This is a genomic window from Paenibacillus selenitireducens, assembly GCF_002021565.1.
GTDB lineage: Bacteria > Bacillota > Bacilli > Paenibacillales > Paenibacillaceae > Paenibacillus_K > Paenibacillus_K selenitireducens.
Genome location: NZ_MSZX01000004.1, coordinates 212,272 through 229,464 on the forward strand (window position 1 = coordinate 212,272; position 17,193 = coordinate 229,464).

At 45.1% G+C, this 17,193-nt stretch carries 18 protein-coding genes and 1 other annotated feature; of the genes, 17 read left to right on the forward strand and 1 reads right to left on the reverse strand.

Annotated features, from left to right (window positions below; translation table 11 throughout):
* Positions 1–64: 64 nt before the first annotated feature.
* The 10 genes from sigG to BVG16_RS11455 all read left to right on the forward strand — a co-directional run bounded on the left by sigG (position 65) and on the right by BVG16_RS11455 (position 9,158).
* Positions 65–847, forward strand: coding sequence for an RNA polymerase sporulation sigma factor SigG (gene sigG, locus BVG16_RS11410; RefSeq protein WP_078498778.1), 783 nt, complete (start codon positions 65–67; stop codon positions 845–847).
* 225 nt (positions 848–1,072) lie between these two features.
* Positions 1,073–1,420 carry a YlmC/YmxH family sporulation protein gene (locus BVG16_RS11415; RefSeq protein ID WP_078498780.1) on the forward strand — a complete coding sequence of 116 codons (348 nt, stop codon included), beginning with the start codon at positions 1,073–1,075 and terminating at the stop codon, positions 1,418–1,420.
* A gap of 43 nt (positions 1,421–1,463) precedes the next feature.
* Positions 1,464–2,312 carry a peptidoglycan editing factor PgeF gene (gene pgeF / locus BVG16_RS11420; protein ID WP_078498781.1) on the forward strand — a complete coding sequence of 283 codons (849 nt, stop codon included), beginning with the start codon at positions 1,464–1,466 and terminating at the stop codon, positions 2,310–2,312.
* Between the two features lie 7 nt (positions 2,313–2,319).
* Positions 2,320–3,012 carry a YggS family pyridoxal phosphate-dependent enzyme gene (locus BVG16_RS11425; protein ID WP_078498782.1) on the forward strand — a complete coding sequence of 231 codons (693 nt, stop codon included), beginning with the start codon at positions 2,320–2,322 and terminating at the stop codon, positions 3,010–3,012.
* Positions 3,012–3,449 carry a cell division protein SepF gene (locus BVG16_RS11430; RefSeq protein WP_078498784.1) on the forward strand — a complete coding sequence of 146 codons (438 nt, stop codon included), beginning with the start codon at positions 3,012–3,014 and terminating at the stop codon, positions 3,447–3,449. The genes BVG16_RS11425 and BVG16_RS11430 overlap by 1 nt, the downstream gene beginning before the upstream one ends.
* 47 nt (positions 3,450–3,496) lie before the next feature.
* Entirely contained in the window at positions 3,497–3,742 is a 246-nt protein-coding gene (locus BVG16_RS11435; protein WP_078499100.1) for a YggT family protein, read from the forward strand.
* Positions 3,743–3,749: 7 nt separating this feature from the next.
* Positions 3,750–4,529, forward strand: coding sequence for a YlmH family RNA-binding protein (locus BVG16_RS11440; protein ID WP_078498785.1), 780 nt, complete (start codon positions 3,750–3,752; stop codon positions 4,527–4,529).
* Positions 4,530–4,614: 85 nt separating this feature from the next.
* On the forward strand, positions 4,615–5,136 hold the full coding sequence (locus BVG16_RS11445; protein ID WP_078498787.1) for a DivIVA domain-containing protein: 522 nt from the start codon (positions 4,615–4,617) through the stop codon (positions 5,134–5,136).
* A 46-nt stretch (positions 5,137–5,182) separates the two neighbouring features.
* Positions 5,183–5,489 (forward strand) — a binding site (T-box leader).
* An 85-nt stretch (positions 5,490–5,574) separates the two neighbouring features.
* On the forward strand, positions 5,575–8,670 hold the full coding sequence (ileS, locus tag BVG16_RS11450; RefSeq protein ID WP_078498789.1) for an isoleucine--tRNA ligase: 3,096 nt from the start codon (positions 5,575–5,577) through the stop codon (positions 8,668–8,670).
* Positions 8,671–8,822: 152 nt separating this feature from the next.
* A complete protein-coding gene (locus tag BVG16_RS11455) occupies positions 8,823–9,158 on the forward strand; it encodes a DUF5665 domain-containing protein (RefSeq protein WP_078498791.1) in 336 nt (111 codons plus the stop codon).
* Here the strand turns inward: BVG16_RS11455 and BVG16_RS11460 are convergent.
* Complete coding sequence (locus tag BVG16_RS11460) at positions 9,152–9,898, reverse strand: TraR/DksA C4-type zinc finger protein (RefSeq protein ID WP_078498792.1); 747 nt, start codon at positions 9,896–9,898, stop codon at positions 9,152–9,154. The two genes, BVG16_RS11455 and BVG16_RS11460, sit on opposite strands and share 7 nt — an antisense overlap.
* Positions 9,899–10,107: 209 nt before the next feature.
* Here BVG16_RS11460 and lspA point away from each other — a divergent pair, with 209 nt between their 5' ends.
* The 7 genes from lspA (at position 10,108) to BVG16_RS11495 (ending at position 17,193) form a co-directional block, all read left to right on the forward strand.
* Positions 10,108–10,596, forward strand: a complete 489-nt coding sequence (gene lspA / locus BVG16_RS11465) for a signal peptidase II (protein WP_078498794.1) — start codon at positions 10,108–10,110, stop codon at positions 10,594–10,596.
* A complete protein-coding gene (locus BVG16_RS11470) occupies positions 10,593–11,540 on the forward strand; it encodes an RluA family pseudouridine synthase (RefSeq protein WP_078498796.1) in 948 nt (315 codons plus the stop codon). The genes lspA and BVG16_RS11470 overlap by 4 nt, the downstream gene beginning before the upstream one ends.
* A gap of 122 nt (positions 11,541–11,662) precedes the next feature.
* On the forward strand, positions 11,663–12,916 hold the full coding sequence (locus BVG16_RS11475) for an LL-diaminopimelate aminotransferase (RefSeq protein ID WP_078498797.1): 1,254 nt from the start codon (positions 11,663–11,665) through the stop codon (positions 12,914–12,916).
* 253 nt (positions 12,917–13,169) lie between these two features.
* Positions 13,170–13,748 (forward strand): bifunctional pyr operon transcriptional regulator/uracil phosphoribosyltransferase PyrR, encoded by a 579-nt coding sequence (gene pyrR, locus BVG16_RS11480; RefSeq protein WP_078498798.1) that lies wholly within the window; start codon positions 13,170–13,172, stop codon positions 13,746–13,748.
* A complete protein-coding gene (locus BVG16_RS11485) occupies positions 13,745–14,656 on the forward strand; it encodes an aspartate carbamoyltransferase catalytic subunit (protein ID WP_078498799.1) in 912 nt (303 codons plus the stop codon). The genes pyrR and BVG16_RS11485 overlap by 4 nt, the downstream gene beginning before the upstream one ends.
* Positions 14,657–14,679: 23 nt before the next feature.
* Complete coding sequence (locus BVG16_RS11490; protein WP_078498800.1) at positions 14,680–15,960, forward strand: dihydroorotase; 1,281 nt, start codon at positions 14,680–14,682, stop codon at positions 15,958–15,960.
* Between the two features lie 99 nt (positions 15,961–16,059).
* On the forward strand, positions 16,060–17,193 hold the full coding sequence (locus BVG16_RS11495; RefSeq protein ID WP_078498801.1) for a carbamoyl phosphate synthase small subunit: 1,134 nt from the start codon (positions 16,060–16,062) through the stop codon (positions 17,191–17,193).

Here is a 17,193-nt window from a genome sequence, read left to right on the forward strand (position 1 = left end):
GGAATAAAAAAACAGCCCGCGGAGATAATGTACATTAATGTTTCTCCTTGGGAGGTAGTACACGATGACCCGAAACAAAGTCGAGATTTGTGGTGTTGATACCGCAAAACTGCCAGTTCTGACTAACGCGGAAATGCGCGAATTATTCGTCGCCTTACAACAACATAACGAACGAGCAGCAAGAGAGAAATTAGTGAATGGCAACCTGAGGTTGGTGTTAAGTGTCATTCAACGCTTTAATAATCGCGGAGAATTCGTGGACGATCTGTTCCAAGTGGGGTGTATCGGGTTAATGAAGGCCATTGATAACTTTGACTTGGGTCAGAATGTAAAATTTTCCACGTATGCTGTTCCGATGATCATTGGTGAGATCCGCCGGTATTTGCGCGACAATAATCCGATTCGAGTCTCACGTTCGCTTCGCGACATTGCTTATAAAGCGCTGCAAGTACGGGACAGCTTAACGAACAAGAATGCTCGTGAACCGACGATATTCGAAATTTCGGAGGCGCTTAACGTGCCGAAGGAAGATGTCGTGTTTGCGCTAGATGCAATTCAAGATCCGGTATCTTTGTTCGAGCCCATTTATCATGACGGTGGCGACCCGATTTATGTAATGGACCAAATCAGCGATGATAGGAATAAAGATGTCTCATGGATTGAAGAAATCGCACTTCGTGAAGCGATGCGCAAACTGAATGAGCGTGAGAAAATGATCTTATCCATGCGGTTTTTTGAAGGAAAGACGCAAATGGAAGTGGCTGAAGAGATTGGCATATCTCAAGCACAGGTATCTCGCTTAGAGAAATCGGCGATAAATCAAATGCAAAAGCATGTCAAATCTTAAATCGAATGATATCAGCGATCACGACCCTAACGTTAAGACGTTAGGGTCTTTTTACCGCATCTACCCGCGGTCGCTCATCCACGAAAGGCCTCGGTAGAGGTTTTCTCAAAATTCTGGCAAGGCGTCTTGTTTTCTTTTGGACATCAGGACATTTTGCGACTTTTCCACATATATTAGGGTATAGTCATTTGTACCCCAATTTATAAGATTTGTGGTGATGCCAAAATGAAAATATCGGATTTTCAAACGAAGGACGTCATTAATATTGTAGATGGGAAAAAGCTCGGTCAGATATCGGATCTGGAGCTGGATTTACGCCAAGGCCGAATCGATTCTATTGTTGTGCCGAATTATAATAAATTTCTGGGGTTGTTCGGTGGCGGAACAGATCTGGTTATCCCATGGCGTAACATTGTTAAAATAGGTGCGGACGTCGTGCTGGTGAAAATGGAGGAAACCCGTGTCACGCGACAGGAAGAATATGAGTCTCCCTCTAATCGATATGAGTCTCCTTCCAGTCGATATGAGCCGCAGGAACGGCAAGAGCGCGAACGTCGAACGTATCCGAGTTAAATTAATCGGCAGCTTATGGTACACTATGGTTGAGGTGAGCGAGATGGAACCATTCGTACTACATAACAAGCCAACAGAGCCTGCGCTTTTGCTGTTGGAATCCTGGTGTAACCAGATCCCAGGCTTAACGGCAGGCTTCTCTTCTAAAATAGGGGGAATCAGTGCAGGTCCTTACGACTCATTAAATTGTGCGTTTCATGTACAGGATCGTCCTGAAGATGTTATTAAAAATCGCGAAATGATCGCGAATTCTCTACAGATTCCGTTCGAGGCATGGACATGCGCTGAACAAGTTCATAGCAATCACGTCGTTGTTGTGACTGAAGCGCTCCGAGGGAAAGGGCGCTTAACACGGGAGTCGGCCATTCAGGATACAGATGCGCTGATCACGAATATCCCGAATGTCTGGCTAACCTCTTTTTATGCGGACTGTGTGCCGTTGTTTTTTGTTGATCCTGTGCAGCGTGTCATTGGACTTGCGCATGCCGGATGGAAAGGAACGGTAACTGAAATCGCAGCCAAGACCATAGAAGCGATGCAGTCGACGTACCATTCTAATCCTGCGGATATTCGCACGGCGATAGGGCCTTCGATCGGGTCTTGCTGCTATGAAGTCGATGACCATGTCATGAAACATGTGGTGTCTCTTGCAGATACGTTTAACGTAACAGAACACGATGCCCCCATCTATATTGCGAAGTCCAATGGGAAGTATATGCTTGACTTGAAACAATTTAATCGACACATTATGATAAAAGCAGGAATTTTGCCGACAAATATCGAATGTTCTACGTGGTGTACAAGTTGTCATGAGGAGAATTTCTTCTCACATCGACGCGATCAAGGGAAAACGGGTCGTATGATCAGTTGGATCGCATTGGAAAAGGGGTAATGTTCTTATGGCATTGCAAGATCGAATCGAGCTCGTCGAGCAACGGATAACGGATGCATGCACTCGAAGCGGCCGGCAACGAGAAGAAGTTAACATCATTGCCGTAACGAAATATGTATCAACAAAAATGACAGCATCTGTGCTGCAGCATGGATTGAAGCATATTGGTGAGAATCGCTGGCAGAATGCACAAGAAAAGTGGGAAACGCTAGGGTCCCAAGGCGTATGGCACTTTATCGGACACCTTCAGACGAACAAAGTGAAGGACGTCATTGGGAAATTTGCCTATTTCCATTCGTTGGACAGGCTTTCGCTCGCGCAGGAATTGAACAAAAAGGCTGAGTCGCTTCAGACGGATGTTCAATGTTTTGTACAAGTTAACGTATCGGGTGAAGTGTCCAAGTATGGCCTTGCGCCGGAGCAACTCGTTCCCTTCATGAAAGAAATGCAATCGTATCCTCGACTGCGCATCGTTGGGCTGATGACCATGGCGCCGTTTGAATACGAAGCAGAACAGACACGACCGGTCTTTCGCGGATTGCGAACTCTACGGGATGAGCTGAATCAGCAAGCAATCACAGAAGACCCAATTCAGCACCTTTCGATGGGTATGTCCAATGATTTTGAGGTGGCGATTGAAGAGGGAGCGACTTGGATTCGTCTCGGCTCTATTTTGGTAGGGGATAAGGAGGAAGTGTAATGGGTGTTATGAATCGCTTTATGAACTTTCTTGGGCTGCAAGAAGAAGAGGAAGTTGTAGAACGGGAAAAAATAACGCATGAAGAAGAACAAGAATTTGAAACTCCTAGCTTTGAACAACGTAAAAATGTAAAGGCAAGCAATGTGGTTAGCATTCATTCGCAGAAACATAATAAAGTGGTGCTCTATGAGCCGCGCTCTTATGACGAAGCGTCGGAGATCGCAGATCATTTGCGGTCACGTCGTTCCATTGTCGTCAACTTACAGCGGATTCGTAAGGATCAAGCGATGCGAATTATTGATTTTTTAAGTGGGACGGTTTATGCATTGAATGGAAATATCTCGAAGCTTGGAACGAATATTTTTATGTGCACACCGGACTCCGTTGAAATTCAAGGTGCGATCACCGAGATCTTGGCAGAAGACAAAGAATTTTAGTTGAATGAGGTGAATGCATTTTGAGTCAAATTGATTACTATATCCACATGGTGGGACAAATTTATTTATACATGATTATCGTGTATGTACTTCTTTCTTGGGTCCCGAATGCAAGAGAGAGCTTTATCGGAAATATTCTAGCGAAGCTCGTTGAACCCTATCTAACACCATTCCGCAAAATTATTCCGACTATCGGAGGCATGTTGGATATCTCCCCGATCGTTGCGTTGTTTGTATTGCAATTTGTGATTCAAGGGATCATTGCCGTCGTTCATTTTATTATTCCAGGGTGATGTTGGCATGAGCGAAATATACGAACACTTTCATCCGGATGAGAAACCATTTGTAGATCGGGCATGGGAATGGGTGAGGAATAGCGCCGAATATCATGAGGTCAAATTGACGGACTTTCTTGATCCAAGACAAGCTTTTATTGTGCAGACTTTAGTGAATCGTCATCCGGATGTGAATATTCGACTAGATGGAGGGTATCCGGAAGCAGAAAGACGACGTGCACTGATTGCTCCGGATTACCGCCATTTAGAGAGTGAATCCATGGGACTAGCCGTGTTATCCGTGACATCTGGGGATCAGAAGTTTATTGAGTTGGATCACGGAGATTACATGGGTTCGATTCTTGGTTTAGGGATTAAACGGGATAAAGTTGGCGATATTCATGTTCTTCCGACAGGCTGTCATTGCATAGTTCAGGAAGAGATTAGTCATTATATGAATGTACAGTTACGACAAGTTCACCGTATTCAAGTTCAGACCGAAATTCTTCCGATTGAGCAGTTGCAGACGAATGTCTCGAAGTTGGAAGAAATGAACTTAACGGTGGCTTCTTTTCGTCTAGATGGCATTGCAAGCGATGCGTTTCGAATGAGTCGTACCAAAATATTGCTGCCAATTAAGGCAGGCAGATGTCGCGTGAATTGGAAAGTGGAAGAGGATCCGTCGAAACCCCTTAAAGTCGGAGATATTGTTTCCATGCAGGGCTTGGGCCGCTTTAAAGTTCTTGAAATCGATGGAGTAACGAAAAAAGGCAGAAATCGTGTGAAAATCGGTAAATTCGTGTAGATCGATTGCAGGAATTTTAGAGTTCTTGTCGAAATGAATAGGCTATATGAAACAATGTGTGTTGACTTTATAGGAGGTGCAGAGGATGCCGTTAACCCCGTTAGATATACATAATAAAGAGTTTGGCCGCAGACTGCGCGGATATGACGAGGATGAAGTAAATGAGTTCTTAGACCAAGTCATTAAAGATTACGAATCCGTTATTCGTGAGAATAAAGATCTTTCGAACCAAATCTTTAACATGCAAGAGAAACTCGATCACTTCTCGAATATCGAAGAGACGCTGAGCAAGACGATCATCGTAGCCCAAGAAGCAGCAGACGAAGTTAAACATAACGCGAAAAAAGAAGCTCAGTTGATACTTAAAGAAGCCGAAAAGAACGCAGACCGCATTGTTAATGATTCGATCGTGAAATCACGGAAAATTGCCCTTGAAGTCGATGAGTTGAAAAAACAAGCCGCGATTTATCGTGCACGCTTCCGTACATTGGTTGAAGCTCAATTAGATTTGCTGAACCAAGATGGATGGGAAGCGCTGGAGAAACGGAATGAAATGTTAGCTGAACGCGAACGTGAGGCCAAAGAAGTCTACACCGAACGAGTTTAAAGTTGACTTTTACGTGTAAAGAAGATATATTATCTTGTAATATTATTGAATTTCATTGATGGGAAGAGTACATCAGGATCCACGTTCTCCAGAGAGTTGGCGTTTGGTGCAAGCCAATGAACAGGATTTGATGGAAGATCATCCCTGAGAAGCGAAGCAGAACCTTGAGCAACGTGATGTTGGAAGTTGTTGACTAGTAAGCTAAGCCGGTCTTTCCACCGTTAACAGGAACTTGTCTTTGGTGTTAGGAATAGCCCATGACATGACGAAGGTGCCATTCGCAATCATACGATGATGAATCGTAGGTAACGGATGGAACAAGGGTGGTAACGCGAGTGAACCTCGTCCCTTTTTGGGGACGGGGTTTTTTGGTGTTTAAAATCAAGGATTGAGTGGCAACGATGATGGATCATCCGTATAAGAAGGAGTGGTTGAGTAATGCGTAAAATTGATGTCAAAGAGAAAGCTCGTGCACGCGAGCTGCGTGTATTAACCAAATGGAATGAAGAAGAAACATTTAAAAAATCCATTGAGAATCGTGCTGGTAAGCCGAATTTCGTATTCTACGAAGGTCCGCCAACAGCGAACGGTGCACCGCATATTGGTCACGTTCTAGGACGTGTAATCAAAGACTTTATTTGCCGCTACAAAACAATGTCGGGATACCGCGTTGTGCGTAAGGCAGGTTGGGATACACATGGTTTACCAGTAGAGCTTGGCGTTGAGAAGCAGCTTGGTATCTCCGGCAAGCAAGAAATCGAGAAGTACGGCGTGGAAGAATTCGTGAAGAAATGTAAAGCGAGTGTCTTCGAATACGAGAAGCAATGGCGGGAATTAACCGAAGCGATTGCATACTGGACGGATCTCGATCATCCATATGTAACGCTTGAGAACAACTATATCGAAAGTGTATGGAACATTCTCGCGACGATTCATGACAAGGGACTCTTATACCGCGGTCATCGCGTAAGCCCCTATTGTCCTTGTTGTCAGACAACGTTAAGCTCGCATGAAGTAGCTCAAGGTTATGAAGATGTGAAGGACTTGTCTGCAACTGTGAAATTTAGATTGAAAGACAGTGACGAAGCGATTATCGCTTGGACGACAACGCCTTGGACACTGCCAGCAAACGTTGCACTTGCTGTGAATCCAGCAATGGAGTATGTCAAGGTGAAACAAGATGGCGAAGTGATCATCGTCGCGAAAAACTTGGTGGACAAAGCCATCAAAGGTGAATACGAACTTGTATCTACACACCTAGGCTCGGAACTTGTTGGATTGAAATATAACCCTCCATTGCCATACGTGCAAGTTGAGAATGGTCATTTCGTTATTGGAGCTGATTATGTTAGTGATACAAGCGGTACGGGTATCGTTCATATTGCTCCTGCTCACGGGGAAGATGACTATCGCGTAGCACGTCAGAACAACATCAGCATGTTAAGTGTTGTGAATGCAGCGGGTCGGTATACGGATGAAGTAACAGACTTCGCAGGCCGTTTCGTGAAAGACTGTGATGTGGACATCGTGAAGATGTTATCGGAACGCGGCTTGCTTTATTCCAAAGAAAAATATGAGCATAGCTACCCATTCTGCTGGCGTTGTAAATCACCATTGCTCTATTATGCGATGGAAAGTTGGTTCATTCAGACGACAGCGGTGAAAGAACAATTAATAGCGAATAACAACGGCGTGAATTGGTACCCAGGGCACATCCGTGAAGGTCGATTCGGGAAGTTCCTAGAAGATCTTGTGGATTGGAACATCAGCCGAAATCGCTATTGGGGTACGCCATTGAACGTATGGGTATGTAACTCATGCAAAGAGGAGCATGCGCCGCATAGTCACGCCGAATTGCGTGCAAGATCGATTACACCGATTGGTGAAGACTTTGAACTTCATAAGCCTTATGTGGATGAAGTAAAGCTGCATTGCCCTCATTGTGAAGGCGGCGTGATGGAACGTACGTCTGAAGTCATTGACGTGTGGTTTGACAGTGGCTCGATGCCGTTCGCGCAGCAACATTATCCATTTGGCGATGAGAAGCAATTCGAGGCGCAATATCCTGCAGATATGATCTGTGAGGGGATTGACCAAACGCGCGGTTGGTTCTTCAGCTTACTCGCTGTTTCTACACTCTTCAATGGCAAAGCACCTTATAAGGCTGTATTGTCCACAGGACATATCCTGGATGAGAATGGACAGAAGATGTCGAAGAGTAAAGGGAACGTGATCGACCCTTGGGAGATTATTAATGAGTTCGGTACAGACGCATTCCGTTGGGCGTTATTGTCCGATAGTGCACCATGGAACAGCAAACGGTTCTCGAAGCAAATCGTTGCTGAGGCGAAATCGAAAGTGATTGATACCATTGTCAATACGCATGCATTCCTAGCGCTGTACGCGAATATCGATCAATACGATCCGCAAGCCTATCCTGACCGTCCATCGCAGAACAAGTTGGATCGTTGGATTCTCTCGCGTCTGAACAGTTTGATGCAAGTGGTGAGCAAAGGACTCGAAGCTAATGACTTCTTAAATCCTGCCAAAGCCATCGAGACTTTCGTGGATGAATTGAGTAACTGGTACATCCGTCGTTCCCGTGACCGTTTCTGGGGCAGTGAGATGACGGAAGATAAGATTTCTGCTTACCAAACGTTACGCCGCGTGCTCTTTGATCTATCGCTCCTCATTGCGCCTTATGCGCCGATCGTAGCGGAAGAACTCTACGGTAACTTGGGCGGGACGGAAGAGAGCGTTCATCTAGCGGATTATCCTCAAGCCGATGCATCGATGATTGATGCGGCATTGGAGCAAGACATGGAGACGTCTCGTCAAATCGTTGAGCTTGCGCGTAACGTACGGAATGAGACCAGCATCAAGACTCGTCAACCATTATCTGAATTAATCGTATCGATGGATCGGGATTTTGATCTCGCGAGCTACGAAGAAATTATCAAGGATGAGATTAATGTCAAAGACATCCGCATCGAAACCAGCGATAATGAATTTGTAGATTTCACGTTGAAATTGAACTTGAAGGTAGCGGGTAAGAAATATGGCAAGAATGTCGGAACGATCCAAGGACATCTGAAAGGATTAAATCCTCAAGAGACGCGTCAAATCGTGGAACAAGGCCAGCTGTCTTATGTTACAGCCGAAGATGAGTCACTTGACATCACATTGGAAGAACTACTCATCGAAAAACAAGCCAAAGCAGGATTTGCTTCGGCTTCGGGTTACCAGATTACCGTGGCTTTGAATACGGATATTACGCCGGAATTAGAGCAAGAGGGTTGGGTGCGTGAAGTCGTTCGTGCGATCCAGGATACACGGAAGAAGCTTGATCTACCGATTGAGAAACGTGTTAACCTTACATTGCAGGTGGATGATGAATTGAAAGCAGCAATTACGGCATTCGATCATGTTCTACGCGAGAATGTATTAGTCAACGAAGTTCACTTTGGTACAATGAATAACATGGAACAAATTGAGCTTGGTGAAAAGCAAATTGCGATCCATATCGAAAAGTGAATAGCAGCAGTCTTTCATTGCATGTGAAACTTACGTTTCGGGCATAATTGAACTGCAAGCATGAAGCAACCAAACGAGCTCAAGAAGCGATAAGAAGATATTTTTCTGCTAACGCTTGAGCTCGTTTGGTGTTTTTTTAGGGAGTGTGGAAAATGTCACAGATCCAAGATGATAAGAATGAATTAACCCAAATGAACAAAGTTGTCGACCAATTACATCAACAAATCGATACCCTTGCTCACAGCTTGGAAAAAGCGCGTATTGCAGAATATACGGAATTTATGACGAAGCCATGGAGATTGATTTGGATCAATATGTTGGCAGGTACTGCGAAAGGCGTCGGGTTAGCGATCGGATTCTCGGTTTTTGCTGCCATTTTTCTGTCCATCTTACAGTGGCTAAACCTATTGAATTTACCGATTATTGGCGATTATATTGCCGATCTGGTGCGTGTCGTACAACGGCAATTGGAAGGAAAACCTTATTGATCTTCATCGACCACGAGATCAGGCTCCAATAATGGATCTCCTTCTTGTTCAGCGAGGTACTTATGGTATTGCTTGTTCCGAATAACAGATACATTCTTGCCGAAAATATCCGTTGCGACAAAGCTCTCATAAGATTCAACGAACCCGTCAAGTTCTTCCGAAGCTTCGATGGCCATGTCTTCATAATCCTCCACATTGTTGTCTTCGGCCATGGCTGGTGTATTGGAGGAACCCCAGCTTTCAACAATTTGCCAAGCATCCTCACCATCAAAACCATTCTGATCCTCTTGGTCATCCATACTGGTTCGTCCAAAGGGAGGATTTAAAAATTGTTCTTCAATCGGCCGATGGTTGGACACTTCTTGTTCTTTTGAATGTTGGACACAATAAAGGGTGTATGGAATGGCTTGCAGACGAGCGTAAGGAATGGGTTTGCTGCACTCATGACAAATGCCATAATCTCCATGATCCATTTGATCCAAGGCTTCGTTCACACGAGTGAGTAATCGTTCTTCATTCTCTAACAGCGCGATATCCTTGCCACGCTCGAACATTTCGGTTCCTAAATCGGCGGGGTGGTTGTCATTCGTGGACAGCTCTCCTGTTTCATCCCGCATGGAATTAGACAAGCCCATGTGATTGCTTTGTTCAATACGTTGTTCTAAATCCTTTTGCATAGCGATAAGTGATTGCTGAAGCGACTTCAACTGCTTCGAAGATAAATGGGATTCCTGTGACATTGTAAAGACCAGCTCCTTTGCATGCGTTCGTCCCTATATCTGCGATCTAATCTGACTTTAGGTTGCACGAGGGAGGAGGTTTTTAACGCGGTAAATTCTGAGGAGATGGGGAGAGAATGGACGTTTACTTTTATGCTATGCTACAATAACTTAGGGCAATGGGCTTCTGCAGTCGTTGCTGACAGATTAGATCGGGGTGACACGAACAAGTGATTTATTTTCTTATTGGACTCATTGTGATTATTTTGGATCAAGTAACGAAATGGATGATTGCCACAAAATTAATGATCGGTGAAGAAATTAGCGTGATCGGCAACTTCTTCCTCATTACATCGCACCGAAATCGCGGAGCAGCCTTTGGAATACTGCAAGAGCAACGTTGGTTTTTTGTTGTGATTACGATTGTTGTTGTTAGTGCGATTATTTGGTACATGCTGCATATTCGCAAAAGCGCAAGTTGGGTCATCCTTACAGGACTAGGACTTATTTTAGGGGGAGCCATCGGGAACTTCTGGGATCGTGCATTACATGGCGAAGTGGTCGATTTTCTTATGTTTAACTTTGGAAGCTATACCTTCCCGATTTTTAATGTAGCCGATTCGGCCATCTGTGTAGGGGTTGTACTTGTCCTTCTGGATTCCTTATTCATGACGAAAAAAGAAAGTGAACATCACGTACAAAGTGAGGAACAGCAATGAGTGATCAACAAGAAAGAACGGAAACAGACCAGGAGACATTGGAATGGGTCGTTGCCGCTGAATTTCATAAAGAGCGTATTGATAAATACATAACCGAGTCGATGGAAGATCAAATATCTCGGTCACAGATCCAATTGTGGATCCAAGATGGACATGTATTGGTCAATAATCGACTTGTCAAAGCAAATTATAAATTGGCAGAAGGGGATCGCATTGCGCTGACCATACCGGAGCCTTCGAATGTAGATATCGTGCCCGAGGATATTCCGCTAGATATTGCATACGAAGACAGTGATGTGATCGTCATTAACAAACCGCGGGGCATGGTGGTTCATCCGGCGCCAGGTCATACGTCTGGAACCGTAGTCAATGCGTTGATGTACCATTGTAAGGACTTATCCGGGATCAATGGGGAATTACGTCCAGGCATTGTTCATCGCATTGATAAAGACACGTCAGGGCTTCTGATGGCAGCGAAGCATGACAAAGCACATGCCTCACTTGCAGCACAGCTGAAGGATCATTCGGTAACCCGTAAATATATTGCGATCGTACACGGTAATATTGCGCATGACCATGGTACAATCGATGCACCGATCGGACGCGATTCCAATGATCGTAAAATGTATACTGTGACAGAGAAGAATAGTAAACATGCGGTAACACATTTTCTTGTTTTAGAGCGGTTCGGGGATTATACGATGGTGGAATTGAAATTAGAGACGGGCCGGACGCATCAGATCCGTGTTCATATGAAGTTTATTGGACATCCCTTGGTAGGAGATCCGATGTATGGTCGCAGTAAAGGAATGCAAATGAATGGACAAGCGCTGCATGCAGCCATTCTTGGATTCGTGCATCCAATGAATGAATCTTACTTGGAATTCAGCGCTCCGCTGCCAGACGACATAGAGCACCTTCTTGAGCGCTTAAGAACAAGGTAACATGAAAATACAAATGTTCAGATGAAAAATCCATTCCAATCGGAATGGATTTTCTTCATATTAGTCAGTAGTAGATTATAGTATGTATTTATGAACTCGTGCTATTAAAGGAGAGGTAATCATTGACTATTGAACAATATCAAGAAACGTATATTCAGAAGAGCTTCGCGAATCGTATCGGGGGCGAAAATTATGGGAAAGACACAGCCATTTATAAATTCGAAAAAATAAAACGTGCCAAAGCAGCAGCGAAAAAAGCCTTTCCCGATGTAGAGCTGATCGATATGGGTGTTGGCGAGCCAGACGAAATGGCGCATGCAGGAATTTTATCCAAGCTAGCTGAAGAAGCGGCCAAACCTGAGAATCGGGGTTACGCGGATAACGGTATTACGGAATTTAAAGAAGCTGCAGCACGTTACTTAAAAAATGTATTTCAAGTGGACGGCATCCACCCAGAAACAGAGATCGTTCACTCCATTGGATCGAAGCCGGCGCTTGCCATGCTTCCTTCTTGCTTCATTAATCCTGGGGATATCACCATTATGACCGTACCTGGTTACCCCATTCTCGGTACGCATACGAAATACCTTGGCGGTGAAGTATATTCAGTACCGTTACTGAAAGAAAATAACTTCTTGCCGAAGCTCGATGAAATCCCAGAGAACATTCGTCGCCGGGCAAAGCTGCTCTACTTGAACTATCCGAACAATCCAACAGGCGCAAGTGCAACGGTAGAATTTTTCACGGAAGTTGTAGCATGGGCGAAGCAGAATGACGTCATTGTCGTGCATGATGCTCCATATGCTGCATTAACGTATGACGGATTGAAGCCGCTGAGCTTCCTATCCGTGCCAGGTGCGAAGGATGTAGGTGTGGAATTGCATTCCTTATCGAAGTCCTACAACATGACAGGATGGCGTATAGGTTTTGTTGCCGGGAACCCATTGATTGTCAAAGCATTCAGTGATGTGAAAGACAACAACGATTCCGGACAATTCATTGCGATTCAAAAAGCAGCGGCCTACGGCCTTGATAACCCGCAAATAACCGAAGAGATCGCAGCTAAATATTCACGTCGCCACGATATGCTCGTTGGGGCATTGAATGAAATCGGATTTACAGCTTCCAAACCGAAAGGTTCCTTCTTCTTGTACGTTGAAATGCCGAAAGGGATTAAAGGGGGACAACGGTTCGAGACGGCAGAAGATTTCTCGCAGTATTTGATTCGTGAAAAATTAATCTCTACAGTACCTTGGGATGACGCAGGCCACTTCGTTCGTTTCTCAGTGACATTCATTGCGAACGGTGTGGAAGAGGAGAAACGTGTCATTGAAGAAATTAAAAGCCGGTTAACAGATGTCGAATTTGAATTCTAATTCGATCTTTGGGTTGACAGCTGGAACATAAAGTGGGATAATCCTTTTAAATGAATAGCACCTTTAATTCAGTCCCGTGAGGCTGGCAAGGTAAACGTTTGAGAAGGATGATCCCGTGGATTATCTGTGTTGTTCTGCGCGAACAACCAGATGCCAATAACGGACCCTTCTATATGTGAACGACTAACGACAACTCCTTGCTTTCGGGCAAGGAGTTTTTTGTTTGGGTGCTAGTAATGAAGGAGGCAGCAGAATGACGTATGTAGAGCACTTGGTCATTATGGACGAAACCGCTGTTCGAAGAGCATTAACTCGGATCGCCCACGAAATTCTGGAGAAGAACAAAGGGATTGAAAACTGCGTACTGGTGGGAATACGAACTCGCGGCGTGTTCTTGGCAAGACGGATTGCGGAACGCATCAGTGAGATCGAAGGGACGACCATTTCGATTGGAGAATTGGATGTTACTTCTTATCGCGATGACCTCTTGAACGAACATGGAGAGTCGAATAAAAAGCCAAGTGAGTCGAAGTTCCAAGAGCCACCGCAAGTGTTCCCGATTCATAACAAAAAAATCATTTTGTTCGATGATGTACTGTATACGGGTCGAACGATTCGCGCGGCAATGGATGCCATCATGGATAAAGGCAGACCGCAATCGATACAGCTTGCCGTACTTGCAGATCGCGGACATCGCGAATTGCCGATACGAGCAGATTATGTAGGGAAAAATGTACCAACGTCACGCGTCGAGGAAATCAGCGTGTCGTTACAAGAATACGATGGCTTGGATCAAGTATCGATTTTACAACATAGGGGGTCATTCGAATGACATTGACATTAGCGAGCATTAAAGAACGTAGTTTGTTGGGATTGTACGATTTGAGCAAGAACGAGATCGAATCGATTCTAGATCGGGCGGCCTACTGGGAAGCTCAGCCTACCAAACTCACCCCTGTGTTGAAAGAAAGCTTTATAGCCAACATGTTTTTTGAAAATAGCACACGCACAAGATTTTCCTTCGAGATGGCTGAGAAACGCTTAGGCGCACAAGTGCTGAATTTCGCAGCAGCAGCATCCAGCATGGAGAAGGGTGAATCCATTTATGATACGGTTCGGACCTTGGAGTCCATGGGAATCGACGCAGGCGTTATTCGCTTGAAGCCCATCGGCGTACTGCCGCAATTAGCCGCGAAACTGAATATTCCTCTCATTAATGCAGGGGACGGTAACAACGAACATCCTACACAAGCATTGCTTGACCTCTACACGATGCGCAAACAATTCGGCAGCCTCCAAGGCTTGCATGTTGCGATCATCGGCGACATACAACACAGCCGCGTAGCTCGCTCGAATCTATGGGCTCTTCAAAAATTCGGTGCAAAAGTAAGCTTCTGCGCACCAGAAACAATGCAAGCACCTGAGCTTGCAGCACATGCCTCCTATATTTCCATGGAAGAAGCTTTACAAGCCGATGTCGTGATGATGCTTCGCGTACAGCTTGAGCGTCATACAAATCGGTTAATGAAATTCGCAGATGACTATCGTGAACAATACGGATTAACGGTGGAACGTGCAGGGCAGATGAAGAAACACGCCATTATTATGCACCCAGCACCTGTAAATAGAAATGTTGAAATTGATGATGAACTTGTGGAATGCGAATCTTCCCGTATCTTCCCGCAAATGTCCAACGGTGTACCGGTTCGGATGGCGGTTTTGGAAAGAGCGTTAAAATAGAACCTGAAGGGATGGAATGACAAATGGGATTAATCATTAAGAATGCGAGCGTATTGAACGCAGCTGGAGAACTTGAATTAAAAACAATTACGATCGAAGATAACCGGATTACCGGTATTATAGATGCAAAAAGTACTGTAGAGAGCAACGCTGAAGTGATTGATGCTGAGGGCAAATTAGTCGCTCCAGGATTCATTGATATGCATGTTCATTTAAGAGAACCAGGCTTCGAACATAAAGAAACAATTGCAACAGGCACACAATCCGCTGCGAAAGGCGGCTTTACAACGATCGCATGTATGCCGAACACACGCCCTGTCATCGATACGGCGGATACGGTGAAGCTCGTGTTAGATAAAGCGGAGTCAGAAGGAATTGTCCGAGTGCTTCCTTATGCAGCCATTACGAAAAATGAATTGGGCCGTGAATTAACGGACTTTGCTTCATTAAAAGAAGCGGGTGCGATCGGGTTTACCGACGACGGGGTAGGCGTTCAGAATGCGCAAATGATGAAAGATGCGATGACATTAGCGGCTTCCATGGATATGCCGGTGATCGCGCACTGTGAAGATGAGTCCCTTGTCGTAGGCGCGGCTGTGAACGAAGGAACATTCGCAACGAAACACGGACTGAAAGGGATTCCGAATGAATCCGAAGCGATCCATGTTGGACGCGATGTGCTTTTAGCGGAAGCAACGGGCGTTCATTATCATGTCTGCCACGTCAGCACAGAGCAATCCATCCGATTAATTCGTCAAGCGAAGCAATTCGGCGTGAAAGTGACGGCAGAGGTATGCCCACATCACCTTTTACTCTCGGAAGAAGATATTCCTGGATTGGATGCGAATTGGAAAATGAACCCTCCGCTTCGTTCTCCGCGTGATGTACAAGCTTGTATCGAAGCGCTGGAAGACGGAACGATTGATATCGTGGTAACAGACCATGCACCGCATAGTGCGGAAGAAAAAGCGCGCGGCATGCAGCTTGCTCCATTCGGCATCGTAGGATTCGAGACAGCATTCCCGCTGCTTTATACGAAATTCGTTGCAACAGGCAAATGGACATTAGATTTCTTAGTGAAACGTATGACATCGGATCCAGCTCGTGTGTTCGGCCTTGAGCAAGGGAAATTGGAAGTGGGTGCGCTTGCGGATCTCACGATCGTAGATCTTGAGACAGAACAAGCTGTAAATCCAGAAACCTTCCTTTCGAAGGGGCGCAATACGCCATTTACAGATTGGAATTTAAAAGGTTGGCCAACAGCAACGATCGTGAACGGGCAGCTCGTATGGTCCGCAAAATAATTAATTAAAAATTAAGCTCGGATGTAGCTATGCATAAGTATGCAGTATAAGGTATAATTATCATGTTAGGTTTTATTTTACTCGAGGGATGTGAATCGAATGCAAGCAAGATTATTGTTAGAAGACGGCACATTATTTACAGGCAAGGCATTTGGTGCTGAAGGTCAGTCGACTGGTGAAGTCGTATTTAATACAGGGATTACAGGGTACCAAGAGGTTATTTCGGATCCATCCTACTGCGGTCAAATCGTAACGATGACGCATCCGTTAATCGGTAACTACGGAATTACGCGCGATGACTTTGAAGCGATTCGCCCATATATTCATGGATTTGTCGTGCGCCGCCATGAACCTGTACCTAGTAACTGGCGCGCTGAATATACATTAGATTCCTTGTTGAAAGAGTACGGCATTGTCGGTATCAGCGAAATTGATACACGGATGCTCACTCGTATCCTTCGTAACCACGGAACGATGAAAGGGATTCTTACGACAGGCTCCATGCCGGTTGAAGAATTGAAAGAAATGCTCGGGATGTCGGAATTAATGCGTGATCAAGTGGCACGTACGTCAACGCCAACTTCCTACAGCAGCCCTGGAGACGGTGAGCGGATCGTATTGATCGACTACGGTGCAAAGAGCGGGATTGTGCGTGAATTGACCAAACGCGGATGCGACGTCGTCGTTGTCCCTCATGATACAACGGCAGAAGAGATTCGCCGCTTGAAACCAGACGGCATTCAATTGTCCAACGGCCCTGGGGACCCGAAAGATGTACCGCATGCCGTTGCTACGTTGAAAGAATTGATTGGTGAGTATCCTATCTTCGGAATCTGTCTAGGACATCAATTGTTCGCTCTAGCTAGTGGGGCAGATACAACGCGCTTGAAGTTCGGACATCGCGGCGGTAACCATCCGGTAAAAGAACTTGCAACAAACCGTTGCTTCATTACTTCCCAGAACCATGGATATACGGTACTTGAGGATTCCATCAAAGGAACAGATTTAGAAGTAACGCACATCAATAACAATGATAAATCGATCGAAGGTTTGAAACATAAGAAATATCCTGTGTTCACCGTGCAATATCACCCAGAAGCAGCACCAGGACCTTATGATAATAGCTATCTTTTCGATCAGTTCTTAGATATGATTCGTGAACATAAGCTGGCACATCCCAAAGCGCCTCGTCAAGCTGAGATCGTAGCCGCAGCCATGAAAGGAGATCTATAA